Origin of the sequence: Umezawaea tangerina (genome assembly GCF_003002815.1) — a bacterium.
GTDB classification, from domain to species: domain Bacteria; phylum Actinomycetota; class Actinomycetes; order Mycobacteriales; family Pseudonocardiaceae; genus Umezawaea; species Umezawaea tangerina.
In genome coordinates, this window is record NZ_PVTF01000002.1 from 862,296 (window position 1) to 881,592 (window position 19,297).

At 73.5% G+C, this 19,297-nt stretch carries 9 protein-coding genes; 2 read left to right on the forward strand and 7 right to left on the reverse strand.

All coding sequences use genetic code 11. The features are described from left to right. Positions 1 to 30 precede the first annotated feature (30 nt). The 3 genes from CLV43_RS09850 to CLV43_RS09860 are packed head-to-tail and all read right to left on the reverse strand — an operon-like array spanning position 31 to position 4,000. Positions 31 to 231, reverse strand: a complete 201-nt coding sequence (locus tag CLV43_RS09850; protein WP_106186721.1) for an MbtH family protein — start codon at positions 229 to 231, stop codon at positions 31 to 33. A gap of 26 nt (positions 232 to 257) precedes the next feature. Then, complete coding sequence (locus CLV43_RS09855) at positions 258 to 3,257, reverse strand: condensation domain-containing protein (RefSeq protein ID WP_106186722.1); 3,000 nt, start codon at positions 3,255 to 3,257, stop codon at positions 258 to 260. Beyond that, complete coding sequence (locus tag CLV43_RS09860; RefSeq protein WP_106186866.1) at positions 3,254 to 4,000, reverse strand: thioesterase II family protein; 747 nt, start codon at positions 3,998 to 4,000, stop codon at positions 3,254 to 3,256. Before CLV43_RS09860 ends, CLV43_RS09855 begins: the two co-directional genes overlap by 4 nt. 186 nt (positions 4,001 to 4,186) lie before the next feature. Here CLV43_RS09860 and CLV43_RS09865 point away from each other — a divergent pair, with 186 nt between their 5' ends. Then, positions 4,187 to 6,112 (forward strand): AMP-binding protein, encoded by a 1,926-nt coding sequence (locus CLV43_RS09865; protein ID WP_106186723.1) that lies wholly within the window; start codon positions 4,187 to 4,189, stop codon positions 6,110 to 6,112. A gap of 20 nt (positions 6,113 to 6,132) precedes the next feature. Further along, positions 6,133 to 15,030, forward strand: a complete 8,898-nt coding sequence (locus CLV43_RS09870; RefSeq protein WP_106186724.1) for a non-ribosomal peptide synthetase — start codon at positions 6,133 to 6,135, stop codon at positions 15,028 to 15,030. 54 nt (positions 15,031 to 15,084) lie between these two features. On the opposite strand, the gene CLV43_RS09875 is transcribed toward CLV43_RS09870, so the two are convergent. Genes CLV43_RS09875 through CLV43_RS09890 form a run of 4 tightly spaced genes read right to left on the reverse strand, consistent with a single transcriptional unit; the run spans position 15,085 to position 19,295 of the window. Beyond that, a complete protein-coding gene (locus CLV43_RS09875) occupies positions 15,085 to 16,095 on the reverse strand; it encodes a 3-oxoacyl-ACP synthase III family protein (RefSeq protein ID WP_106186725.1) in 1,011 nt (336 codons plus the stop codon). A 16-nt stretch (positions 16,096 to 16,111) separates the two neighbouring features. Continuing rightward, positions 16,112 to 18,160: a 2-oxo acid dehydrogenase subunit E2 gene (locus CLV43_RS09880; RefSeq protein ID WP_211304293.1), complete on the reverse strand. Its 2,049-nt coding sequence runs from the start codon at positions 18,158 to 18,160 to the stop codon at positions 16,112 to 16,114. Then, positions 18,157 to 18,387, reverse strand: a complete 231-nt coding sequence (locus CLV43_RS09885) for an acyl carrier protein (RefSeq protein WP_106186726.1) — start codon at positions 18,385 to 18,387, stop codon at positions 18,157 to 18,159. The genes CLV43_RS09880 and CLV43_RS09885 overlap by 4 nt, the downstream gene beginning before the upstream one ends. Beyond that, on the reverse strand, positions 18,384 to 19,295 hold the full coding sequence (locus CLV43_RS09890; RefSeq protein WP_106186727.1) for a thiamine pyrophosphate-dependent dehydrogenase E1 component subunit alpha: 912 nt from the start codon (positions 19,293 to 19,295) through the stop codon (positions 18,384 to 18,386). Before CLV43_RS09890 ends, CLV43_RS09885 begins: the two co-directional genes overlap by 4 nt. Positions 19,296 to 19,297 lie beyond the last annotated feature (2 nt).

Consider the following 19,297-nt stretch of genomic DNA (forward strand, 5'->3'; position numbering starts at 1 on the left):
GCACTCCTGTCGTCTGGGTTCGAACGGGGACTAGCTGACGCGGTCGCGGACCGAGCGGGGCAGCATGTCGGTCCACACCTTCTCGATGTGCTGAAGGCATTCCTGCTTGCTGCCGGTGGTTCCGTCCGCCGACCACCCGGCGGGCGGAGTGCGGTCGGCGAACCAGATCGAGTACTGGTCCTGGTCGTTGACGACGACCTGGAAGGTCGTGTCGGCGTCGTCGATGCCCATCTGCGTGCGTCTCCTTCTGTTGGTGGTCAGCCGAGCTGGCGCAGGAGCTGCTCGACCTCCTTGTCGGACATGCCGTCGAGTTGGCCGCGCAGCGCGGTGGCCTTGTCCGCCGGGCCGCGCGCCCGGTCGTCCTCCAGCGCCGCCACGGCTTCCGCGAGTCCGGCCGCGGTGGGCCTGCGGAAGAAGTCGCGCACCGGGACGAGCACGCCGAGCTGGTCGCGCACCCGGCCGATGACCCTGGCGGCGAGCATCGAGTGGCCGCCGAGCGCGAAGAAGTCGGCGTGGACGCCGAACTCCTGCACCGGCAGCGTGTCCTTGAAGATCGCGACGACGACGCGCTCCACCCGGTTGCGGGGCGGGGTGGCGTCGACCGCGCCGAGCAGCGACTGCCCGCGCAACGCCGCCAGCGCCACCAGCGCGGGCCGGTCGACGGTGCCGTCGGCCAGTCGCGGGAGCTCGGGCACGACGCCGAACGCCTCGGGCACCTCGTGGGCCGGGAGCACCGCGAGGGCGCGGGCGCGCACGGTGGCGGCGAACTCGTCGTGCTCGCGCGGCGATCCCGCGGCGAGGGCGCCGTCGAGCACGAGCCAGCCGACGAGCCGGGTGGCTCCACCGACCTCTCCGGCCACGACGGCGGCCGACCGGACGCCCTCCACGTCGGTGAGCGCGGCCTCGATCCGGCTGGGCACCACGAGGTGGTCGCCCGCGACCAGGCGTTCGTCGGTGTAGCCCACGAACTCCAGGTCGCCGCGCCGGGTGTAGCGGTAGCGCTCGCCGGTGCGGGTGGCCGCGACCGCCGGGCCCGCCAGGTGCAGCTCGCCGACCGTGCCGACGGGGACCGGGGCGCCGGTGTCGTCGAGCAGCAGCCGGGTGGTGTTGGCCGGCGGGGAGCTGTCCGGCCCGAGCCCGACCGGGACGGCCGCGCACGGGGTGTCGCGGCCCACCAGGACGGGGCGGCCGGTACGGCCGAGCATCGCCACGAGGTCGTCGGCGACGACCGCGCCGCGGCAGACGAGCCGGGAGCCCGCCGGGGCCGTCCAGCCCTCGGTGAGCGCCTTCCGCCACGTCGCCGGGTCCGCCACCACGACCGCGCCCTCGGGGGCGTCGCCGATCACCAGGCTCCGCGCGGAGGTCAGCGCCAGCAGCACGTCCACCGGGTCCGGGCGGGTGCCTGCCGGCAGCGCGACGTCGTCGTCGGGGGTGATCCCCAGCCGGTCGGCCACCGCCGTGACCGCGGCGACCAGTGCGCGGTGGGAGAACACGACGGAGGTCCGCCACGCCGGGTCGTCCGGGCCGGGGGTCGTGGCGTCGGCGGGGTCGAACCTCGGCCCGGTGGTGATCACCCAGCCGTCGCCGCGGGGTTTCACGAAGGCGCCGTCACGGGTGTGGCGCTCGCCGTAGGACAGCACGGACCCGACCTGGAACACCGCCAGCGCGACCACCGCGAGCGCCGCGGAGGCGACCGGCGGCGTGGACACGACGACACCGGGCCCGCCGATGCCCTCCTCGCGCAGGAGGTCGGCCAGGTCGGCGGCGCGGGCGCGGAGCCCGGCGGCGGACAGCTCGGCCTCGCCGTCCCGCACCACCACGTCGCCGAGCAGGTCGAGGACCGTGCCGTCGGGAACCGTCCTCTGTGGACCTGCGGACCAGCTGTCGACGAGCGCGCGCTCGGCGTCGTCCACCTTGGGCAGCGTGGCGGAGGCGGTGTCGGGGTCGCGGCCCGCCTCGGCGAGCACCCGGCGGTAGAGGTCGAGCACCGCCCGCGCGGTCGCCGTGTCGTAGAGGTCGCGGTCGTGGTCGAGGCGCAGGCACAGGCCGTCGCCGTGCGGCAGGACCGTCAGCCACAGCTCGAACTTCGCCGACGTGGTGACCAGCTCGACCGGCGTCATGGTCAGCTCGGGCAGCTCCACGGCGAAGTCCGTCTTGTCCTGCAAGGAGAACATCACGTCGAACAGCGGGTTGCGGTCCAGCGCGCGGGGCTGGCGCATCTCCTCCACGAGCCGGTCGAACGGCATCCGCTGGTGGGCGAACGCCTCCAGGCAGGTGTGCCGGACCGCGGCCACGGCCTCGCCGAACCCCTCGGCCAGCGGCAGCCGGGTGCGCAGCACGAGCGTGTTGGCGAAGAAGCCGATCAGCTCCTCGGCGTCCGGGTGGTGCCTGCCCGCGACGGGCGTGCCCACGGCGACGTCGTCCTGGCCGGTGATCCGGGCCAGCACGACCTTGAAAGCCGCCAGCAGCACCATGAACCGGGTCGCGGAGCGGTCCGCGGCCAGGGCGTCGAGCCGGGCCACCTCGGCGGCGTCGAGCGTCAGCTCCAGGCGTCCGCCCGCCATCCGGCGCGCACTCCCCCGCGGGCGGTCGACGGGCAGGGCGAGCGGCGTGACACCGGAGAGCGCGCCGCGCCAGTGCGCCACGAGGTCGCGCATCGGCTCGCCGGTCAGCGACTCCTCCTGCCAGGCCACGTAGTCCGCGTACTGGATCGACAGTTCCGGCCGCGCCGCGGTGCCGCCGTCGACCAGGCGGTGGTAGGCGTGGGCGAGGTCGCGGTAGAAGATCTCGGTGGACCAGCCGTCGCAGGCGACGTGGTGGATGACCACGACCAGCGTGTGCAGGTCGCGGGACTCGCGGACCAGCACGACGCGCAGCAGCGGCGGCTCGTCGAGGGTGAACGGGATGGCGGCCTGCTCGCGGGCGTGGGCCTGCACGTCGCCCTCCACCACCGGCAGCGACACCAGCGTGTGCGGCACGACGACCTGGCGCGGCTCGCCGTCGACCAGGCCGATGCCGGTGCGCAGGCTCTCGTGCCGCGCCACGACCTCGTTGAGCGCGCGTTGCAGCAGCACGGCGTCCAGCCGCCCGGTCAGCCGGACCGCGCTGACCACGTTGTAGGCGGCGTTGCTCGCCGCGTCGAGCTGGCACAGGAACCACAGCTGCCGCTGGGCGGGCGCGGCGGGCAGGACGAAGAAGCCGCTGTAGTCGCGGGCGGGCCCACTGCTCACGCCGCCGACGTAGGACGAGCTGCTCATCGGCCTGCCCCTTCCTTGACGAGGTCGGCCTCGATCAGCGAGACGACCAGCCGTTCGTGCCGCTGGACGAAGAAGTGGTCGCCGTCGAGGTCGGTGACGGCGCAGCCCGCGGAGGTCAGCTCGGCCCAGCCGCCGCTGCCCTCAACGCTGACCTGCACGTCGTCGCGGCCGCGCAGGACGTGCAGCGGCACCGGCAGCGGGGGCTGCGGCCGGTGGGTGTAGTCCTCGACCACGGCGAGGTCCGCGCGGATGGTCGGCAGCATCAGGTCGATCAGGGCCGGGTACTCCAGCACCTCGGGGTCCAGGCCGTTCACGCCGACCAGCCAGGCCACCAGCTCGTCGCGCGGCAGGTCGTGGGCCCGGTCGAGGTCGAGCCGCTGCGGCGCGTCCATGCCCGCGACGAACAGGCCGACGGGCAGCGGCAGACCGGCCGCGCGCAGGGCGCGGGTGAGCTCGTAGGCCACCAGGGCGCCCATGCTGTGCCCGTAGAAGGCGTAGGGCCGGTCGGTGAGCCGGGCCAGCGCGGTCACCAGCACCGCCACCAGCTCGTCGAGGTCGGCGATGGCCGGTTCGCGGAGCCGGGACTCCCGACCGGGGAGGCGGACCGCGGACACCCGCAGCGCGTCGGTGTGCCGCTGCCAACCCTGGAAGACCGACGTGCCGCCCCCGGCGTGGGGGAAGCACACCAGCTCGCACGTCGGCTCGGCCACGTCGGCGAAGGACGTCAACCAACGGGTTCCCATGTCGGCCACACTCACCTCCGAATTGATTCCTGCTGCGAGCACAGACAAATGGTTACCAGCCACCCCTCGGGGGGCGTCAAGACATGCAGAGAAAGGTGAGAGGACGCCGGTAGGTGCGTGAGAACAAGGCGAGAGGGGGTGTCTTTACATTTGCCGGAGCGGTCCCGGAGAAATGGAGTCCCGCCGATGCCACGACGCACGCTGGCGCATGTCCTGCTCGACCACGTGGCGGCCGACGGCGACCGCCTCGCCTTCGAGTACCTGCACGACGACGGCAGGCTCGACACGCTGACCTACCGCGAGCTGCTGGACCGCGCCACCCGCGTCGCGCGGCGGCTGCGGGAGGAGTCCGGTGGCGGTCCGGCGCTGCTGCTGTACCCGCCGGGACTCGACTTCGTCGTCGCGGTCTACGGCTGCTTCCTGGCGGGCGTACCGGCCGTTCCGACGTATCCGCCGCTGTTCGGGGCGGCCGACCGGATCAAGCAGCGGTTCGAGCGGGTGCTGGTCGACTCGCGGGCGACCGCTCTGCTCGCCGACCCGTTCGTGCTCGCGATGCTCACCTCGTCCGGTGCGCCCGAGGCGCTGCCGCCGGTCGTCACCGTCGACCAGGACACCCCGTCGGAGGGCACCTGGGACGCGCTGCCGGAGCCCGAGGACGTGGCGCTCGTGCAGTACACGTCGGGCAGCACGAACCAGCCCAAGGGGGTCGTGCTCGACCACCGGAATCTGATCGCGAATATCGAGGCGATCAGCGCGGTGTTCAAGCTCGACGAGGGCACGCGCGCGATCTCCTGGCTTCCCCCGTACCACGACATGGGATTGATCGGATTCATTCTCACGCCTGTGCACGGCGGTTTTCCGGTGCGGTTGATGTCGCCGATCCATTTCCTCAAGAATCCGTTGGAGTGGATCCGCCAGATCGGCGAGCTGGGCGTCACGCACACCGGTGCGCCGAACTTCGGCTACGACCTGTGCGTGCGCCGGGCGGCGGGCAAGGACCTCTCCGGGGTCGACCTGAGCGGCTGGCGGCTCGCGTTCAACGGGGCCGAGCCCATCCGGGCCCGCACGCTCGCCGCGTTCGCCGACCGGTTCGCGGGCAACGGGTTCAGCCCCGAGGCGTTCCTGCCGTGCTACGGGCTCGCCGAGGCGACCCTGATCGTCACCGGCGGGCACTGGACGGGCGACGACGTGGACGCCGACGGCCGGGTGGACTGCGGCCCGGTGATCGCCGGGCACGACCTCGTGGTCGCCGACCCGGAGTCGGGCACGCCGGTGGACGGCGTCGAGGGCGAGATCTGGGTCAGCGGCCCGAGCGTGAGCCGCGGCTACCTCAACGACACCGGGCAGCCGGAGGGCGAGCTGGTCGGGTACGTCGACGGCAGGCGGTACCTGCGCACCGGCGACCTCGGCTACCTGCGCGACGGGCACCTGTTCGTCACCGGCCGCCGCAAGGACGTGCTGATCCAGCACGGCGTGAACCACCACGCCCACGACCTCGAGGCCGCGGCGGTGCTGGACAACCCGGTGCTGCGGCCCACGGCGGCGGCGTTCACCGTCGACGACGACCAGGAGCTGGTGCTGGCCGTGGAGCTGGCCAAGCGCGACGTCGCCGACCTCGACGAGCTCGCCGTGGACGTCCGGGCCAGGGTGCTGGCCGCCACCGGCGCGCGGGTCGACACCGTCGTGCTGTGCCCGCCGGGCGCGATCCCGCGCACCACCAGCGGCAAGATCCAGCGGGCGCTGACCCGCACCCGTCACCTGGCCGGGGAGCTGACCGGGACGACCGTGTCGACCGTGGCCCGCGTACCGGAGACCGACCTCCGCGAGCCGGTCGAGCTGTTCCTGGCCGAGGTGTTCGCCGCCGTGTGCGACGTGGACGACTGCGCGCCGACCCAGACGTTGAGCGGCATCGGCGGCGACTCGATCCGCGGCGCGGAGATCGCGGCGATCACCGAGGACGCGCTCGACCTGCCGGTGTCCATCGGCGACGTGCTCCAAGCGCAGTCACCGCGCGAGCTGGCCGGGCGACTGCTGGCGCGCTGGGCCGAGGACGGCGTGACCGGCACCGAGGTCGTCGACCGGATCGGCGCGCTGGCCACCGCACAAGCCTGATCTCACCGGAGGAGCTTCTCGTGGAATTCCCGGCTGCCCTGGGGCGCGATCTCGTCAAGCGGTGGCGCACCCGCGCGGCACCGGCGCCCGCGTCGGGCGACACCCCGACGCAGGCGGGCCTGCGGCTGTTCGAACAGGTCCACCCCGGCACGGCGGTCAACGTGCTGTCGTTCGCGGCGTCCGTGCCGGGCGCGCTGGACCTCGACCGGCTGCGGTCGGCGCTGGCCGAGGTGGTCGCCCGGCATCCGGTGCTGGGCAAGGGTTCCCCGCTCGACGTCCTCGCCGCGGAGGACCGGACGGCGGCGCTGGCCGCGGGCAGGGCGCGCGCGGGCGAGCCGATGGACCTGGCGACGGGACCGCTGTGGCGGGTCGCGGTGTGGTCGACGGCGGACGAGACGGTGCTCCAGGTCGTGGCGCACCACCTGGTGTGCGACGGCTGGTCGTTGGGCGTGTTCCTGGCCGAGCTGTCCACCGCCTACTCCGGCGGCGAGCTGCCACCCGCCGAACCGATGCCCGCGACCTCGACGGTCGTGACGGAGCAGGACCTGGCGTACTGGCGGGCGCGGCTGGCCGACGTGCCGCCGTCCGCGCTGCCGACCGACCGGCCCCGTCCCGCGCGGCCGCGGTTCCGGTCGGACGACGTCCCCGTGGCGCTGGACCCCGCGGTCGTCCGGCGGGTGCGGGAGCTGGCCGCGGCCGAGGGCGTCACGCCGTTCATGGTGCTGCTGAGCGCCCTGCACCTGGTGGTGGCGAAGGTGTCCGGGCAGACGGACGTCGCGATCGGGTCGCCGTCCACGACCCGCGAGCGGCAGCGGGCACCGCGGGCGATCGGGCCGCTGGTGAACATGCTGGTGCTGCGCACCGACAGCGCGGGGACGCGGACCGGGCGCGACCTCGTGCGGGCCGTGCGGGACACCTGCCTCGGCGCCTACGGTCGCGGTCACGTGCCGCTGGAGGCCGTGGGCGGTGCGGCGTTCCGGGTGATGTGCGTGCTCCAGGACGGGCTGCCGGAGTTCCGGATGGACGCCCTGCCGGTGCGGCCGCTGCTGATGGCCCCGGCCGCGATCCAGCACGACGTCGAGCTGTACCTGTGGCTCACCCCCGAGGGGCTGACCGGGTTCCTCGGCTACGACACCGACCTGTTCGACGCCTCCACCGCGCGGCTGCTGGCCGACCGGTTCGGCGTGGCGCTGACGGCACTGCTCGACGACCCGGACGTCGACCTCGCCGAACTGGACGTGCGCACGCCGTCCGAGCGCGAACTGGTGGCCGCGCTGGACACCGGGCACCCGGCCGAGGTGCCGACGCGGTGCGTGCACGAGCTGGTCGAGGCCCAGGTCGACCGCACCCCGGACGCCGTGGCGTTGCGCGCGACCGACACGACCCTGACCTACCGCGAGCTGGACGCGGCGGCGAACCGCCTGGCGCACCACCTGATCGCCCTCGGTGTGCGACCCGGTGACCTGGTGGGCGTGTGCCTGCCCCGCACCAGCCGTCTGGTGGTCTCGATCCTCGGGGTGCTCAAGGCCGGTGCGGCGTACGTGCCCATCGACCCCGCCTACCCCGCCGACCGCGTGCGGTTCATCGTCGAGGACACGAACGCGCCGGTGCTCCTGACGTCCGACACCTACGCGTTGTCCGATGTGGACACCCGACCCGCGATCCTCGCGAGTCCGGACGACCTGGCGTACACGATCTACACCTCCGGCTCCACCGGCCGCCCCAAGGGCGTGATGATCGAACACCGCCAGACCGCCGCCATGCTCGACTGGGCCGTCCGCGTGTTCCCACCCGAGGTCCTGGCGGAAACGCTGGCGGCCACGTCGGTCTGCTTCGACCTGTCGGTGTACGAGATCTTCGCGCCGCTGGTCTCCGGTGCCACCGCGACCCTGGCGCCGAACAACGCGCTGGACCTCGTCCACTCCCCCGACGACTACCGGCACATCACCCTGGTCAACACCGTCCCCTCCGTGGCGCGGGAACTGCTCGCCGCCGACGCCGTCCCACCGCACGCGCACACCATGAACCTCGCGGGCGAACCGCTGTCCCCCGAGCTGGTGCGGGAGCTGCACGCCCACCCGGTCGTCGAGGCGCTGCACAACCTGTACGGGCCCAGCGAGGACACCACGTACTCGACCCACGCGGTGACCGACCCGACCCACGAGCGCACCCCGATCGGACGGCCGGTCGACGGCACCCGCGCCCACGTGCTGGACTCCGAGCTGCGCCCGGTGCCGCTCGGCTCGGTCGGCGAGCTGTACCTGGCAGGACTGGGGATCACCCGCGGCTACCACGACCGACCCGCGCTCACCGCCGAGCGCTACCTGCCCAACCCGCACGGCGCCGGCAGGCTCTACCGCACCGGCGACCTCGTCCGCTGGCGCACCGACGGGAACCTGGACTACCTGGGCCGCACCGACAACCAGGTCAAGATCCGCGGCCACCGCGTCGAGCTCGGCGAGGTCGAGACCGTCCTCGGAGGACACCCGCTGGTGACCGACGTCGTCGTCACCGTGGTGGGCGAACGGCTCGTCGCGCACGTCGTGGGCGCGGTGGACCTGGACGACCTCGTGGCGCACGCCCGCGCGTCCCTGCCGGACTTCATGATCCCCACCCACCTCGTCCCGCTGGCCGAGCTGCCGCTGACCCCGAACGGCAAGGTCGACCGCAAGGCGCTGCCCGCGCCCGTGATCACCTCCGACGACCACACGGCACCCCGCACCCCGGCCGAACAGCTGATCGCGGACATCTGCCGCGAGCTGCTCGACGTGCCCGCGATCGGCGTGCACGACAACTTCTTCGCGGCGGGCGGGCACTCGATCCTCGCCACCAGGCTGGCGCACCGGCTCACCACGACGCTCGGCACCGCGGTCCCGCTCCGGCTCGTGTTCGACCACCCGACCGTCGCCGAGCTGGCCAGGAACCTGCCCGCGCTCCAGGACTACGCGCCCATCCCGGTGGCGCCGCGCGTGCCCGCCGCCGACGGCACGGTCACGCTGCCCGCGTCCGCCGGGCAGCAGCGCCTGTGGTTCCTCTGCCACCTCGACCCGCGGGCCAACCTCGCCTACCAGCTCACCGGCTCGGCCCGGATCGACGGGTCGCTGGACGTGGAGGTGCTGCGGGATGCCCTGCGCGCCACCGCCCAGCGGCACGAGGCGTTGCGCACGACGCTGCGGGAGGTCGACGGCGAGGTCGTGCAGGTCGTGCACCCGACCTGGAACCCCGACGCCGACTGGACGTCCGCGGCCGTCGACCTCGAACGGGGTCCGCTGTTCCGGGCGCGGATCGTCCGGAAGGCCGCCGAGGAGCACGTGCTGGAACTGTCGCTGCACCACGCCATCGCCGACGGCTGGTCGTTGACCGTGCTGCTGCGCGAGATCGCCGACCGCTACCGCGCACCGGGATCCGCCGCACCGGCGCCGATGCAGTACGGCGACGTCGTGCGCTGGCAGCGGACCACCCCGGCCGACGACCTGGCGCACTGGACCGGGAAGCTCGCCGGGGCGGCGGCGCTCGACCTGCCGACCGACCGGCCGCGACCGCCGCACCAGACCCACAACGGCGCCGCCGTCCCGATCGCGCTGTCCGACACGACGGTCGAGAGCCTGGCGCGCACCACGGGCACCACGGCGTTCGCCGTCGTCACGACCGCGCTGACCGTGCTGCTGGCCAAGCTGACCGGCGGGCACGACGTGACGATCGGCATCCCGGTGACCGGCCGCACCCACCCCGACACCACCGACGTCATCGGGTTCCTGGTCAACAGCCTCCCCTTGCGCCGCACCACCACGCCGGCCACCACGCTCGCGGAAGCGCTGCGGGACACGCACGCCGAGCTCACCGAGACCCACCGGCACAGCGACACCCCGTTCGAGCTGCTGGTCCGGCACCTGCGCCCGGAACGCGACCGCGGCCGCAGCCCGCTGTTCCAGGTCATGCTCGCGCTCAACGTCGAACCGCCGCGGTCGCTGGACATCCCCGGCCTGCGGTTCACCCGGATCGACGAGCCGCCCGCGGGCACGCAGTTCGACCTGTCCCTGCACCTGGAGCAGTCACCGGGCGCGGTGACCGGGCACCTGACGTACAACACGGACCTGTTCGCCGAGTCCACCGCACGGCTGGTCGCCGAGCGCCTGGCGGGAGTGGTCGAGACCCTGGCATCGGCCCCGGACACCACTCTCGCCGAACTGGACGTGCGCACGCCCGCCGAACGCGAACTGGTGGCCGCGCTGGACACCGGCCACCCCGCCGATGTCCCGACCACGTGCGTCCACGAGCTGGTCGAGGCCCAGGTCGACCGCACCCCGAACGCCATCGCGTTGCGCGCGACCGACACGACGCTCACCTACCGCGAGCTGGACGCGCTGGCCAACCGCCTGGCGCACCACCTGATCGGCCTCGGTGTGCGACCCGGTGACCTGGTCGGCGTGTGCCTGCCCCGCACCAGCCGTCTGGTCGCGTCGATCCTCGGGGTGCTCAAAGCGGGGGCGGCGTACGTGCCGATCGACCCCGCCTACCCCGCCGACCGCGTCCGGTTCATCCTCGACGACACCAACGCGCCCGTCCTCATCACCGAGGACTCCTACGCACTGTCCGATGTGGACGCACGGCCGCTCGTCGACACGAGCCCGGACGACCTGGCGTACACGATCTACACCTCCGGCTCCACCGGCCGCCCCAAGGGCGTGATGATCGAACACCGCCAGACCGCCGCCATGCTCGACTGGGCCGTCCGCGTGTTCCCACCCGAGGTCCTGGCGGAAACGCTGGCGGCCACGTCGATCTGCTTCGACCTGTCGGTCTACGAGATCTTCGCGCCCCTGGTCTCCGGAGGTGCCATCACGGTGGCCCCGCACGATGCGCTGGACCTCGTCCACTCCCCCGACGACTACCGGCACCTCACCCTCGTCAACACCGTGCCGTCGGTCGCCCGTGAGCTCCTGGCGACCGACGCGATCCCACCGCGGGCGCACACCATGAACCTCGCGGGTGAGGCCCTGTCCCCCGAGCTCGTCCGGGACCTGCACGCGCACCCCGTGATCCGCGCGCTGCACAACCTCTACGGCCCCAGCGAGGACACCACCTACTCCACCCACGCCGTCACGGATCCCGCGCACGACCGCACCCCCATCGGCCGCCCCGTGGACGGCACCCGCGCCCACGTGCTGGACTCCGAACTGCGCCCGGTGCCGCTCGGCTCGGTCGGCGAGCTGTACCTGTCCGGCATCGGCGTCACCCGCGGCTACCACGACCGGCCCGCGCTCACCGCCGAGCGCTACCTCCCCAACCCGCACGGCCCCGGCAGGCTCTACCGCACGGGCGACCTCGCGCGGTGGCGGCCCGACGGGCTGCTCGACTACCTGGGCCGCACGGACAACCAGGTCAAGATCCGCGGCCACCGCATCGAGCTCGGCGAGGTCGAGACCGCCCTGCGCCGCCAGGAGTCCGTGGCCGACGCCGTCGTCGCGGTCCGGCACGACCGGCTGGTCGCCTACGTGGTCGGCTCCCTCGACGCGGCGGCGTTGCGCGCCCATCTGCCGAACCACCTCGTCCCCGACCAGGTGGTCGTGCTCGACGCGCTCCCGTTGACCCCCAACGGCAAGGTGGACCGCAAGGCGCTGCCCGACCCGACGCCGGTCGCCGCGGCCGAGCACGCGCCGCCGAGCACCCCGGCCGAGGAACTGGTCGCGGGGATCTGGGCGGACCTGCTGGACCGGCCCGGCATCGGCGTGCACGAGGACTTCTTCACCGTCGGCGGCCACTCGCTGCTGGCGACCAGGCTGACCCACCGGCTGACGACGGCGCTGGGCGCCACCGTCGCGCTGCGGCTGGTCTTCGACCACCCGACCATCGCCGAGCTCGCCCGCGCCCTGCCGACCACGGCGACCGCGCCGGAGCCGATCCCCGTGCTGGACCGGGTCCCGGAGGCGGACGGCACGCTCGTACTGCCCGCGTCGGCCGCGCAGCAGCGGTTGTGGTTCCTCTGCCGCCTCGACCCGCGGGCGAACCTGGCCTACCACATCACCGGCGCCGCCGAGATCGACGGACCGCTGGACGTCGGTGTCCTGCGCGCCGCCCTGCGGGCGACCGCCGAGCGCCACGAGTCGCTGCGGACGTCGTTGCGCGAGATCGACGAGGAGGTCGTGCAGGTCGTCTCGCCGGACCCCGTGGTGCGGCTGACCGAGTTCGACACCCCCGACTGGGCGCCGGTCGTCGAGGCCGAGGCGGCGCGGCCGTTCGACCTGGCCGCCGGCCCGCTGGTGCGGGCCGTCGTGGTCCGGACGTCGCCGGACCGGCACGTGCTGCTGCTCAGCCTGCACCACGTGGTCTCCGACGGGTGGTCGGTGGACCTGCTGCTGCGCGAGGTCACCGACCACTACGTCAGGCTGGCCGCCGACCCGGCGAGCCCCGCCCCACCGCCCGCGGCCGTCCAGTACACCGACTTCGCCCAGTGGCGGCGGAATCCCGGTGACCTGGAGTTCTGGCGCGACCACCTCGCCGGGTCGACGCCGCTCGACCTGCCGACCGACCGGCCGCGACCTCCGCACCAGACGCACGTCGGCGCCTCGGTCCCGGTGGCGCTGCCCGCGCACGGGGTCGGCGGGACGACCGCGTTCACCACCCTCGCGACCGCGCTCGGCGTGCTGCTGACCAAGCTCACCGGCCAGCCCGGCGTCACCATCGGCACCCCGACCGCGGGCCGCGACCACCCGGACTCGACCGGGCTGATCGGCCTGCTGGTCAACACCGTGCCCCTGCACCTGCGCACGACACCGCGGGACACCCTGGCCTCGGTGCTGCAGGCGACCCACCGGAGCGTTCTGGGGCTCCAGCAGCACGAGGTGCCGTTCGAACGGCTGGTCCAAGAGCTGGCGCCCGCCCGCGACCAGAGCCGCAGCCCGCTGTTCCAGGTCATGCTCGCCGTCAACAGCGCGCCGCCCGCCTACCGGCTGCCGGGGATGGTCGTGCGGCCGCTGCCGGTGCCGGTGCGCGCCACCCAGTTCGACCTCGTCCTCCAGGTCGAGGAACGGCCGGACGCCGTCACGGGGTCGCTGGTCTACAACACCGACCTGTTCGACCACTCCACGATGGCCCTGTTCGCCGAGCGGCTGACCCTCGTGCTCGACCTCCTGGCCACGGCCCCGCAGACCCCGTTGGCCGAACTGGACGTCCGCACGCCGGCCGAGCGCGAACTGGTGGCCGCGCTGGACACCGGCCACCCCGCCGACGTCCCGACCGCGTGCGTGCACGAGCTGGTCGAGGCCCAGGTCGACCGCACCCCGGACGCCATCGCGTTGCGCGCGACCGACACGACGCTCACCTACCGCGAGCTGGACGCGCTGGCCAACCGCCTGGCGCACCACCTGCGCGAGCGGGGCATCGGGCCGGGCACGCTGGTCGGCGTCCGCCTTCCGCGCACCAGCCGGATGGTCGTCGCGATCCTCGGGGTGCTCAAGGCGGGCGCGGCGTACGTGCCGATCGACCCCGCCTACCCGGCCGAACGCGTCCGGTTCATCCTCGACGACACCAACGCTCCTCTGCTGATCACCGAGGACACCTACGCGCTGTCCGATGTGGACACCCGACCGGTGGCGACCGCGCGGCCGGACGACCTGGCGTACACGATCTACACCTCCGGCTCCACGGGACTGCCCAAGGGCGTGATGATCGAGCACCGCCAGACGTCCGCGATGCTCGACTGGGCCGTGCGGGTGTTCCCACCCGAGGTCCTGGCGGAAACGCTGGCGGCCACGTCGATCTGCTTCGACCTGTCGGTCTACGAGATCTTCGCGCCCCTGGTGTCCGGCGGTGCGGTGACCCTGGCGCCGAACAACGCGCTGGACCTCATCCACTCCGCCGACGACTACCGGCACGTCACCCTGGTGAACACGGTCCCGTCGGTCGCGCGGGAACTCCTCGCGGCCGACGCCGTCCCACCGCGGGCGCACACCATGAACCTCGCCGGTGAACCGCTCCCGCCGGAGCTGGTGCGGGAGCTGCACGCGCACCCCGTGATCCACGCGCTGCACAACCTCTACGGCCCCAGCGAGGACACCACCTACTCCACCCACGCCGTCACGGATCCCGCGCACGACCGCACCCCCATCGGCCGCCCGGTCGACGGCACCCGCGCCCACGTGCTCGACGCGGCCCTGCGGCCCGTCCCGCTGGGGGCCGTGGGCGAGCTGTACCTGGCGGGCCTGGGGATCACCCGCGGCTACCACGACCGACCCGCGCTCACCGCCGAGCGCTACCTGCCCAACCCGCACGGTCCCGGCAGGCTCTACCGCACCGGCGACCTGGTGCGGTGGCGGCCGGACGGCCACCTGGACTACCTGGGCCGCACCGACAACCAGGTCAAGCTCCGCGGCCACCGCATCGAGCTCGGCGAGATCGAGACCGCGTTGCGGGGCCAGGACTCCGTCAGCGACGCCGCGGTGGCGGTCAAGGGCGACCGGCTCGTCGCCTACGTCGTGGGCAACGTCGACAACCAAGCGCTGGCCACCCGGCTGCCGAACCACCTCGTCCCCGACCAGGTGGTGGAGCTCGACGCGCTCCCGCTGACCCCCAACGGCAAGGTGGACCGCAACGCGCTCCCCGACCCGACCCCGGTCGCCCCCACCCGGCACGAACCGCCCACGACGGCGGCCGAGAAGCTGCTCGCCGGGATCTGGGCGGAGCTGCTGGGGCGCGGCGAGGTCGGCGTGCACGACAACTTCTTCACCCTCGGCGGCCACTCGCTGCTGGCCAGCCGCATGGTCAGCCGGGTCACCAGCCGCACCGGCACGCCGCTGGACCTGCGCCTGGTGTTCGACCACCCGACGGTGGCCGAGCTGGCGACCCACCTGCCGGAGCTGCCGGAACGCCTGGAGCAGGTGGTCATCCCCCGCCTCCAGCGCACCCTCGGCGGCGCCTGAACGTCGAAGAGCCCCTCCGGTCCGCGGACCGGAGGGGCTCTTCGACGTTCCGCCCTACCAGGAGAAGATCGCCGACGCCCAGTGCATGCCGCGGCCGTTCGCGGCCAGCGCCACCAGGTCACCGGGGTCGGGCTCGTCGGACTCGCGCAGCGCGGCCAGGAAGAACAGGTGGTCCGCGGCGCCGAAGTGCCCGTTCCGGCCCGCCCACCTCAGGTTCGTCCGCGCGGTCGGCACGCCGACGAGGTCGGCCTGCGCCGTGAGCACCCGCGTGTTGTCGTTGAGCAGCACCAGCCACCGCAGGTCCTCCTCGGTGACGCGGGCCTGCTTGCACGCGCGGTGCACGGCCCGCGCGGTGCGGTCGTTGATCTCGTCCGCGAACGCGGCGAACCGCTCGGAGTCGTACCCGAAGTGCTCCATGATGTCCCACGCGTCGCGCACCATCGGTGCGGGCGACCCGGCCGCGAACGGCTCGGCGCCGCCGCCGATGTCCATCCGGAAGAAGTCGGCGTAGGCGCCGTCGGTCTCGGCGTGCGAGGCGAGCCAGCGCAACGACGTGGACTCGCGGGTGACGACCGTGGCGGCGGCACCGTCGGAGAACAGCAGCGAGTGCGTGTCCAGGCGGTTCCAGTAGGCCTCGACCGTGCGGTTGGCGCCGATCACCAGCGCGGTCCGGTAGCCGGGGTGGGTGGCGAAGCGGCCCGCCACCGCGTCGAACGCGGTGACGCCGCCGACGCAGCCCTGGTCGACCAGGACGGCCTCGGCGCGGCGCAGGCCGAGGCCGTGCGCGGTCGCGGCCGCCGCGTCCCAGTACAGGTACTCGGTGAGGTCGGTGACGGCGAGGACCAGCAGGTCCACGTCGCGGGGTGCGAGTCCGGCGGCGGCGAGCGCCGAGCGCCCGGCGTCGACCGCGAGGTCGGTCAGCCCCACACCGGGGGCGGCCCGGTGCACGTGGTCGTAGCCGTAGCCGAGGACGCGTTCCACGTCCTCCGTGTACTCGGCCACGACGTCCTTGACCGCGACCTCCTCCCCCATCGCCGTGCCGAACGCGACCAGGCCGTAAGCCACCGAGACCTCCCGTGGGTCAACTGACGAGCTTCTCCAGCCGGTCCGGCTTGCGCAGGCCGTCCGCGACGAAACGCAGGAACCGCACCGCGTCGGCGCCGTTGACCACGCGGTGGTCGTAGGCGAGGCCGAGCACGACGACGGTGGTGGCGACGGGCACGCCGTCGTCGAGGACGACCTGCTCGCGCAGCCCGCCGACCGACAGCATGCACAGCTGCGGCCACATGACGATCGGCTGCACCAGCAGCACGTCGTCGTCGGTGTTGAGGGACACCGTGATCGCGGCGCCGGTGAGCTCGGCCGCGGCGAACTCCGCCCGCCACGCCTTCAACCGGTAGTCCATCAGGTCGTCCGAGATGTCCACAATGGACCTGCCGGAGCAGTCCCTGACCACCGGCGTGTACAGGCCGCGCCCGGCGTCCAGCGTCACGGCCACGTCGGCGGTGTCGGTCAGCGCGACCGTGCGGTCGTCGACCAGGCTGCCGAACAGGTGCCCGAAGTCGGCGTGCGCGGTGCCGACCGCCTTGACCACCGCCTCCGCCAGGCCGACGTCCGCGTCGCTCTCGTCGGACAGCCTGCGCAGGCGCTCCAGCAGCGCGTCCACCCTGACCTCGATCGCGGTGAACGCGGCCGGGACCTCGCGGTGCGCGCGGCTGACCACGGCGGCGGTGCCCTGCTGGGCCCGGTCCAGCACGTAGCTGCGCGGCGACGGCACGACGACCTCCGGGACGTCATGGACCTCCCGGACCTCCTGCGCCGCCGCGGCCCGCGGCCCGGTGCCGCCGATCTCGGCGAGCAGCGCGCCCACCTCGACCTCGGTCCCGGACGGCACGACGACGTGCAGCACACCGGCGTCGGCCGCCGCGATCTCCTCGATGGCCTTCGACGTCTCCAGCTCCACCAGCGGGGTGCCGGGCTCGACGGTCGCGCCGTCTTCGACCAGCCAGTCCACCACCAGGTAGGTGGCGTCGTTGTTGTTGAGCTTCGGGGCCGTGACGGGGACACCGGACGCCACCGGCGTGGGCACGGCCTCCTCGGCGCCCTCGGTACGACGGCAGGTGCCCAGCGCGGTGGTGACCGCGTCGACGATGTGCCGCTCCCCCAGCAGGACCCTCTCCTCCAGGTGCCGGGCGGTCGGGATGATCGAGTCGGCCGACGAGAGCCGCAGGACCGGCGCGGACAGGCTGGACCACAGCCGGTCGTGCAGGACCGCGGCGACGTCCGAGCCCCACGTGCCACCCGCGGTGCTCTCCTCCGCGACGACGACGAGACCGGCGTCGGCCAGCAGGTCCAGCACGGGCTCGACGTCCAGCGGGTACAGCCGTCCCGGCACCAGCAGGTGGACGGAGATCCCCTGCGCGCGCAGCGCGTTGGCCGCCGTGACCGCGCGGTGGGCCACACCTCCGGGGCACACCAGTGCCACGTCGGCGGGTCGGCCGTCGACCGGCGTCACGTGCGCCCAGCCGGGAGCCCCGCCGACGAGGGTGAAGCGGAAGTGCTCGTCGACCACGCCGTCGCGGTAGAGCCGCCGGGTGTAGAGGACCTTGTCCTCGAACAGCATCGACGGCCCGTGGTCCAGGGCGTGCGACACGAGCGGGTAGGCCTCGTGGAACGGGGTGGTCTCGTACAGCGACAGGTTGGGGATGCCGATGAAGTGCTTCTGCACGCTCTGGCTGTGCGTCGGCCCGTACCCGCGGTTGCCGCCGACCGGGCAGCGCACCAGCACCCGCATCGGCTTGCGCTCGCCGTACATCGTCACGGACTTCGACACGAGGTTGAGGAGCTGGTCGAACATGAGCGCGGCGAAGTCGCCGAACATGGCCTCCAGCACGACCTGGTCGCCCGACAGCGCCAGACCTCCCGCCACACCGGCGATCCCGGCCTCGCTCAACGGCGTCGACAGCACCCGGTCCGGGTGGCTCGTCGACAGGCCCTTGGTCACCTTGAAGGCGCCGCCGTACGGGTCGACGACGTCCTCGCCGAGCAGGTACAGGTCCGCGCGCTCGTCGAACAGCCGCCGCAGGGCCGAGTTCAGGCTCTCCACGACGCGGGGCGCCAGGTCGCTCACGGCGTGACCCCCTTGCCGGACAGCACGTCGCGCAGCGCGCGCACCGAGCGGCACGACCGGGCCTCGCGCGGGGTCAGCCGCACGCCGAAGGTCTTCTCGACCCCGACGACGATCTCCACGTGCCGCAGGCTGCTCCACGCCGCCGTGGTCGCGGTGCCGGTGTCGTCGTCCACCGCGTCCACCGGCACCCGCAGCACGGTCGCCACCAGGTTGATCAGCTCGCTCATCGGACTACCCCCGCCTCGACCAGGTCCGCCCACTGCGAGGGCGGACGCGCCTGCACCTCGGCGACCACCCGGTCCACCTCGGTCCGCACCCGCTCGTCGATCGCGTGGAACCGCGCGCCCAGCGCGGCCGCCAGCTCCGCGTGCCAGTCGGCGGCGCGCAGGGCCTCGACCTCCTCGGCGGTCCGGGTGTCGTCGCCCTTGCTGTGCGGTCCGAGCCTGCGGGTGGTGAACTGCACGACCGCGGGCCGGTGCTCGTGCCGGACGCGGTCGACGACCGGGGCGAGCTCCGAGCGGATCGCCGGGATGTCGTGCGTGGTGATCTCGGTGAAGTCCACGCCGAACGCCCGCACCCGGTCGCCGATCGTGCCCGCGAGCTGCCGGGTGGTCGGCGTGGACTGCGCGATCCCGTTGTGCTCCACCACGACGAGCACCGGGACCCGCCACAGCGACGCCATGTTCAGCGCCTCGTACACCGCGCCCTCGCCCCAGGTGCCGTCGCCGATGTAGGCGGCGGCCACCCGGTTCGCCCCGGTGCGCTTGTAGTGCAGGCCCATGCCGACCGCGAGCGGCAGGCTCTGGCCCTGGACGCCGGTGGACAGGAAGCCGTCCCGGTGGACGTGCTGGCTGCCACCGACGCCCGAGCAGACCGCCCCGGCGCGCCCCGTGATCTCGGCGAGCAGGCCCGCCGGGTCGCGGAACTGCGCGAGGTAGTGCCCGTGGCCGCGGTGGTTGCTCAGCACGAAGTCGCCGTCGAGCAGCGGCGCCAGCGCCACCGGGACGTACTCCTGGCCCAGGCACGTGTGGGTCGTGCCGTTCACCTTGCCTTCTCCGAACACGCGCAGCAGGGCCAGCTCGAAGTGCCGGATGCCGACCAGCAGCTCCACGTCCTCGTCCGACAAGGTGCCCATCG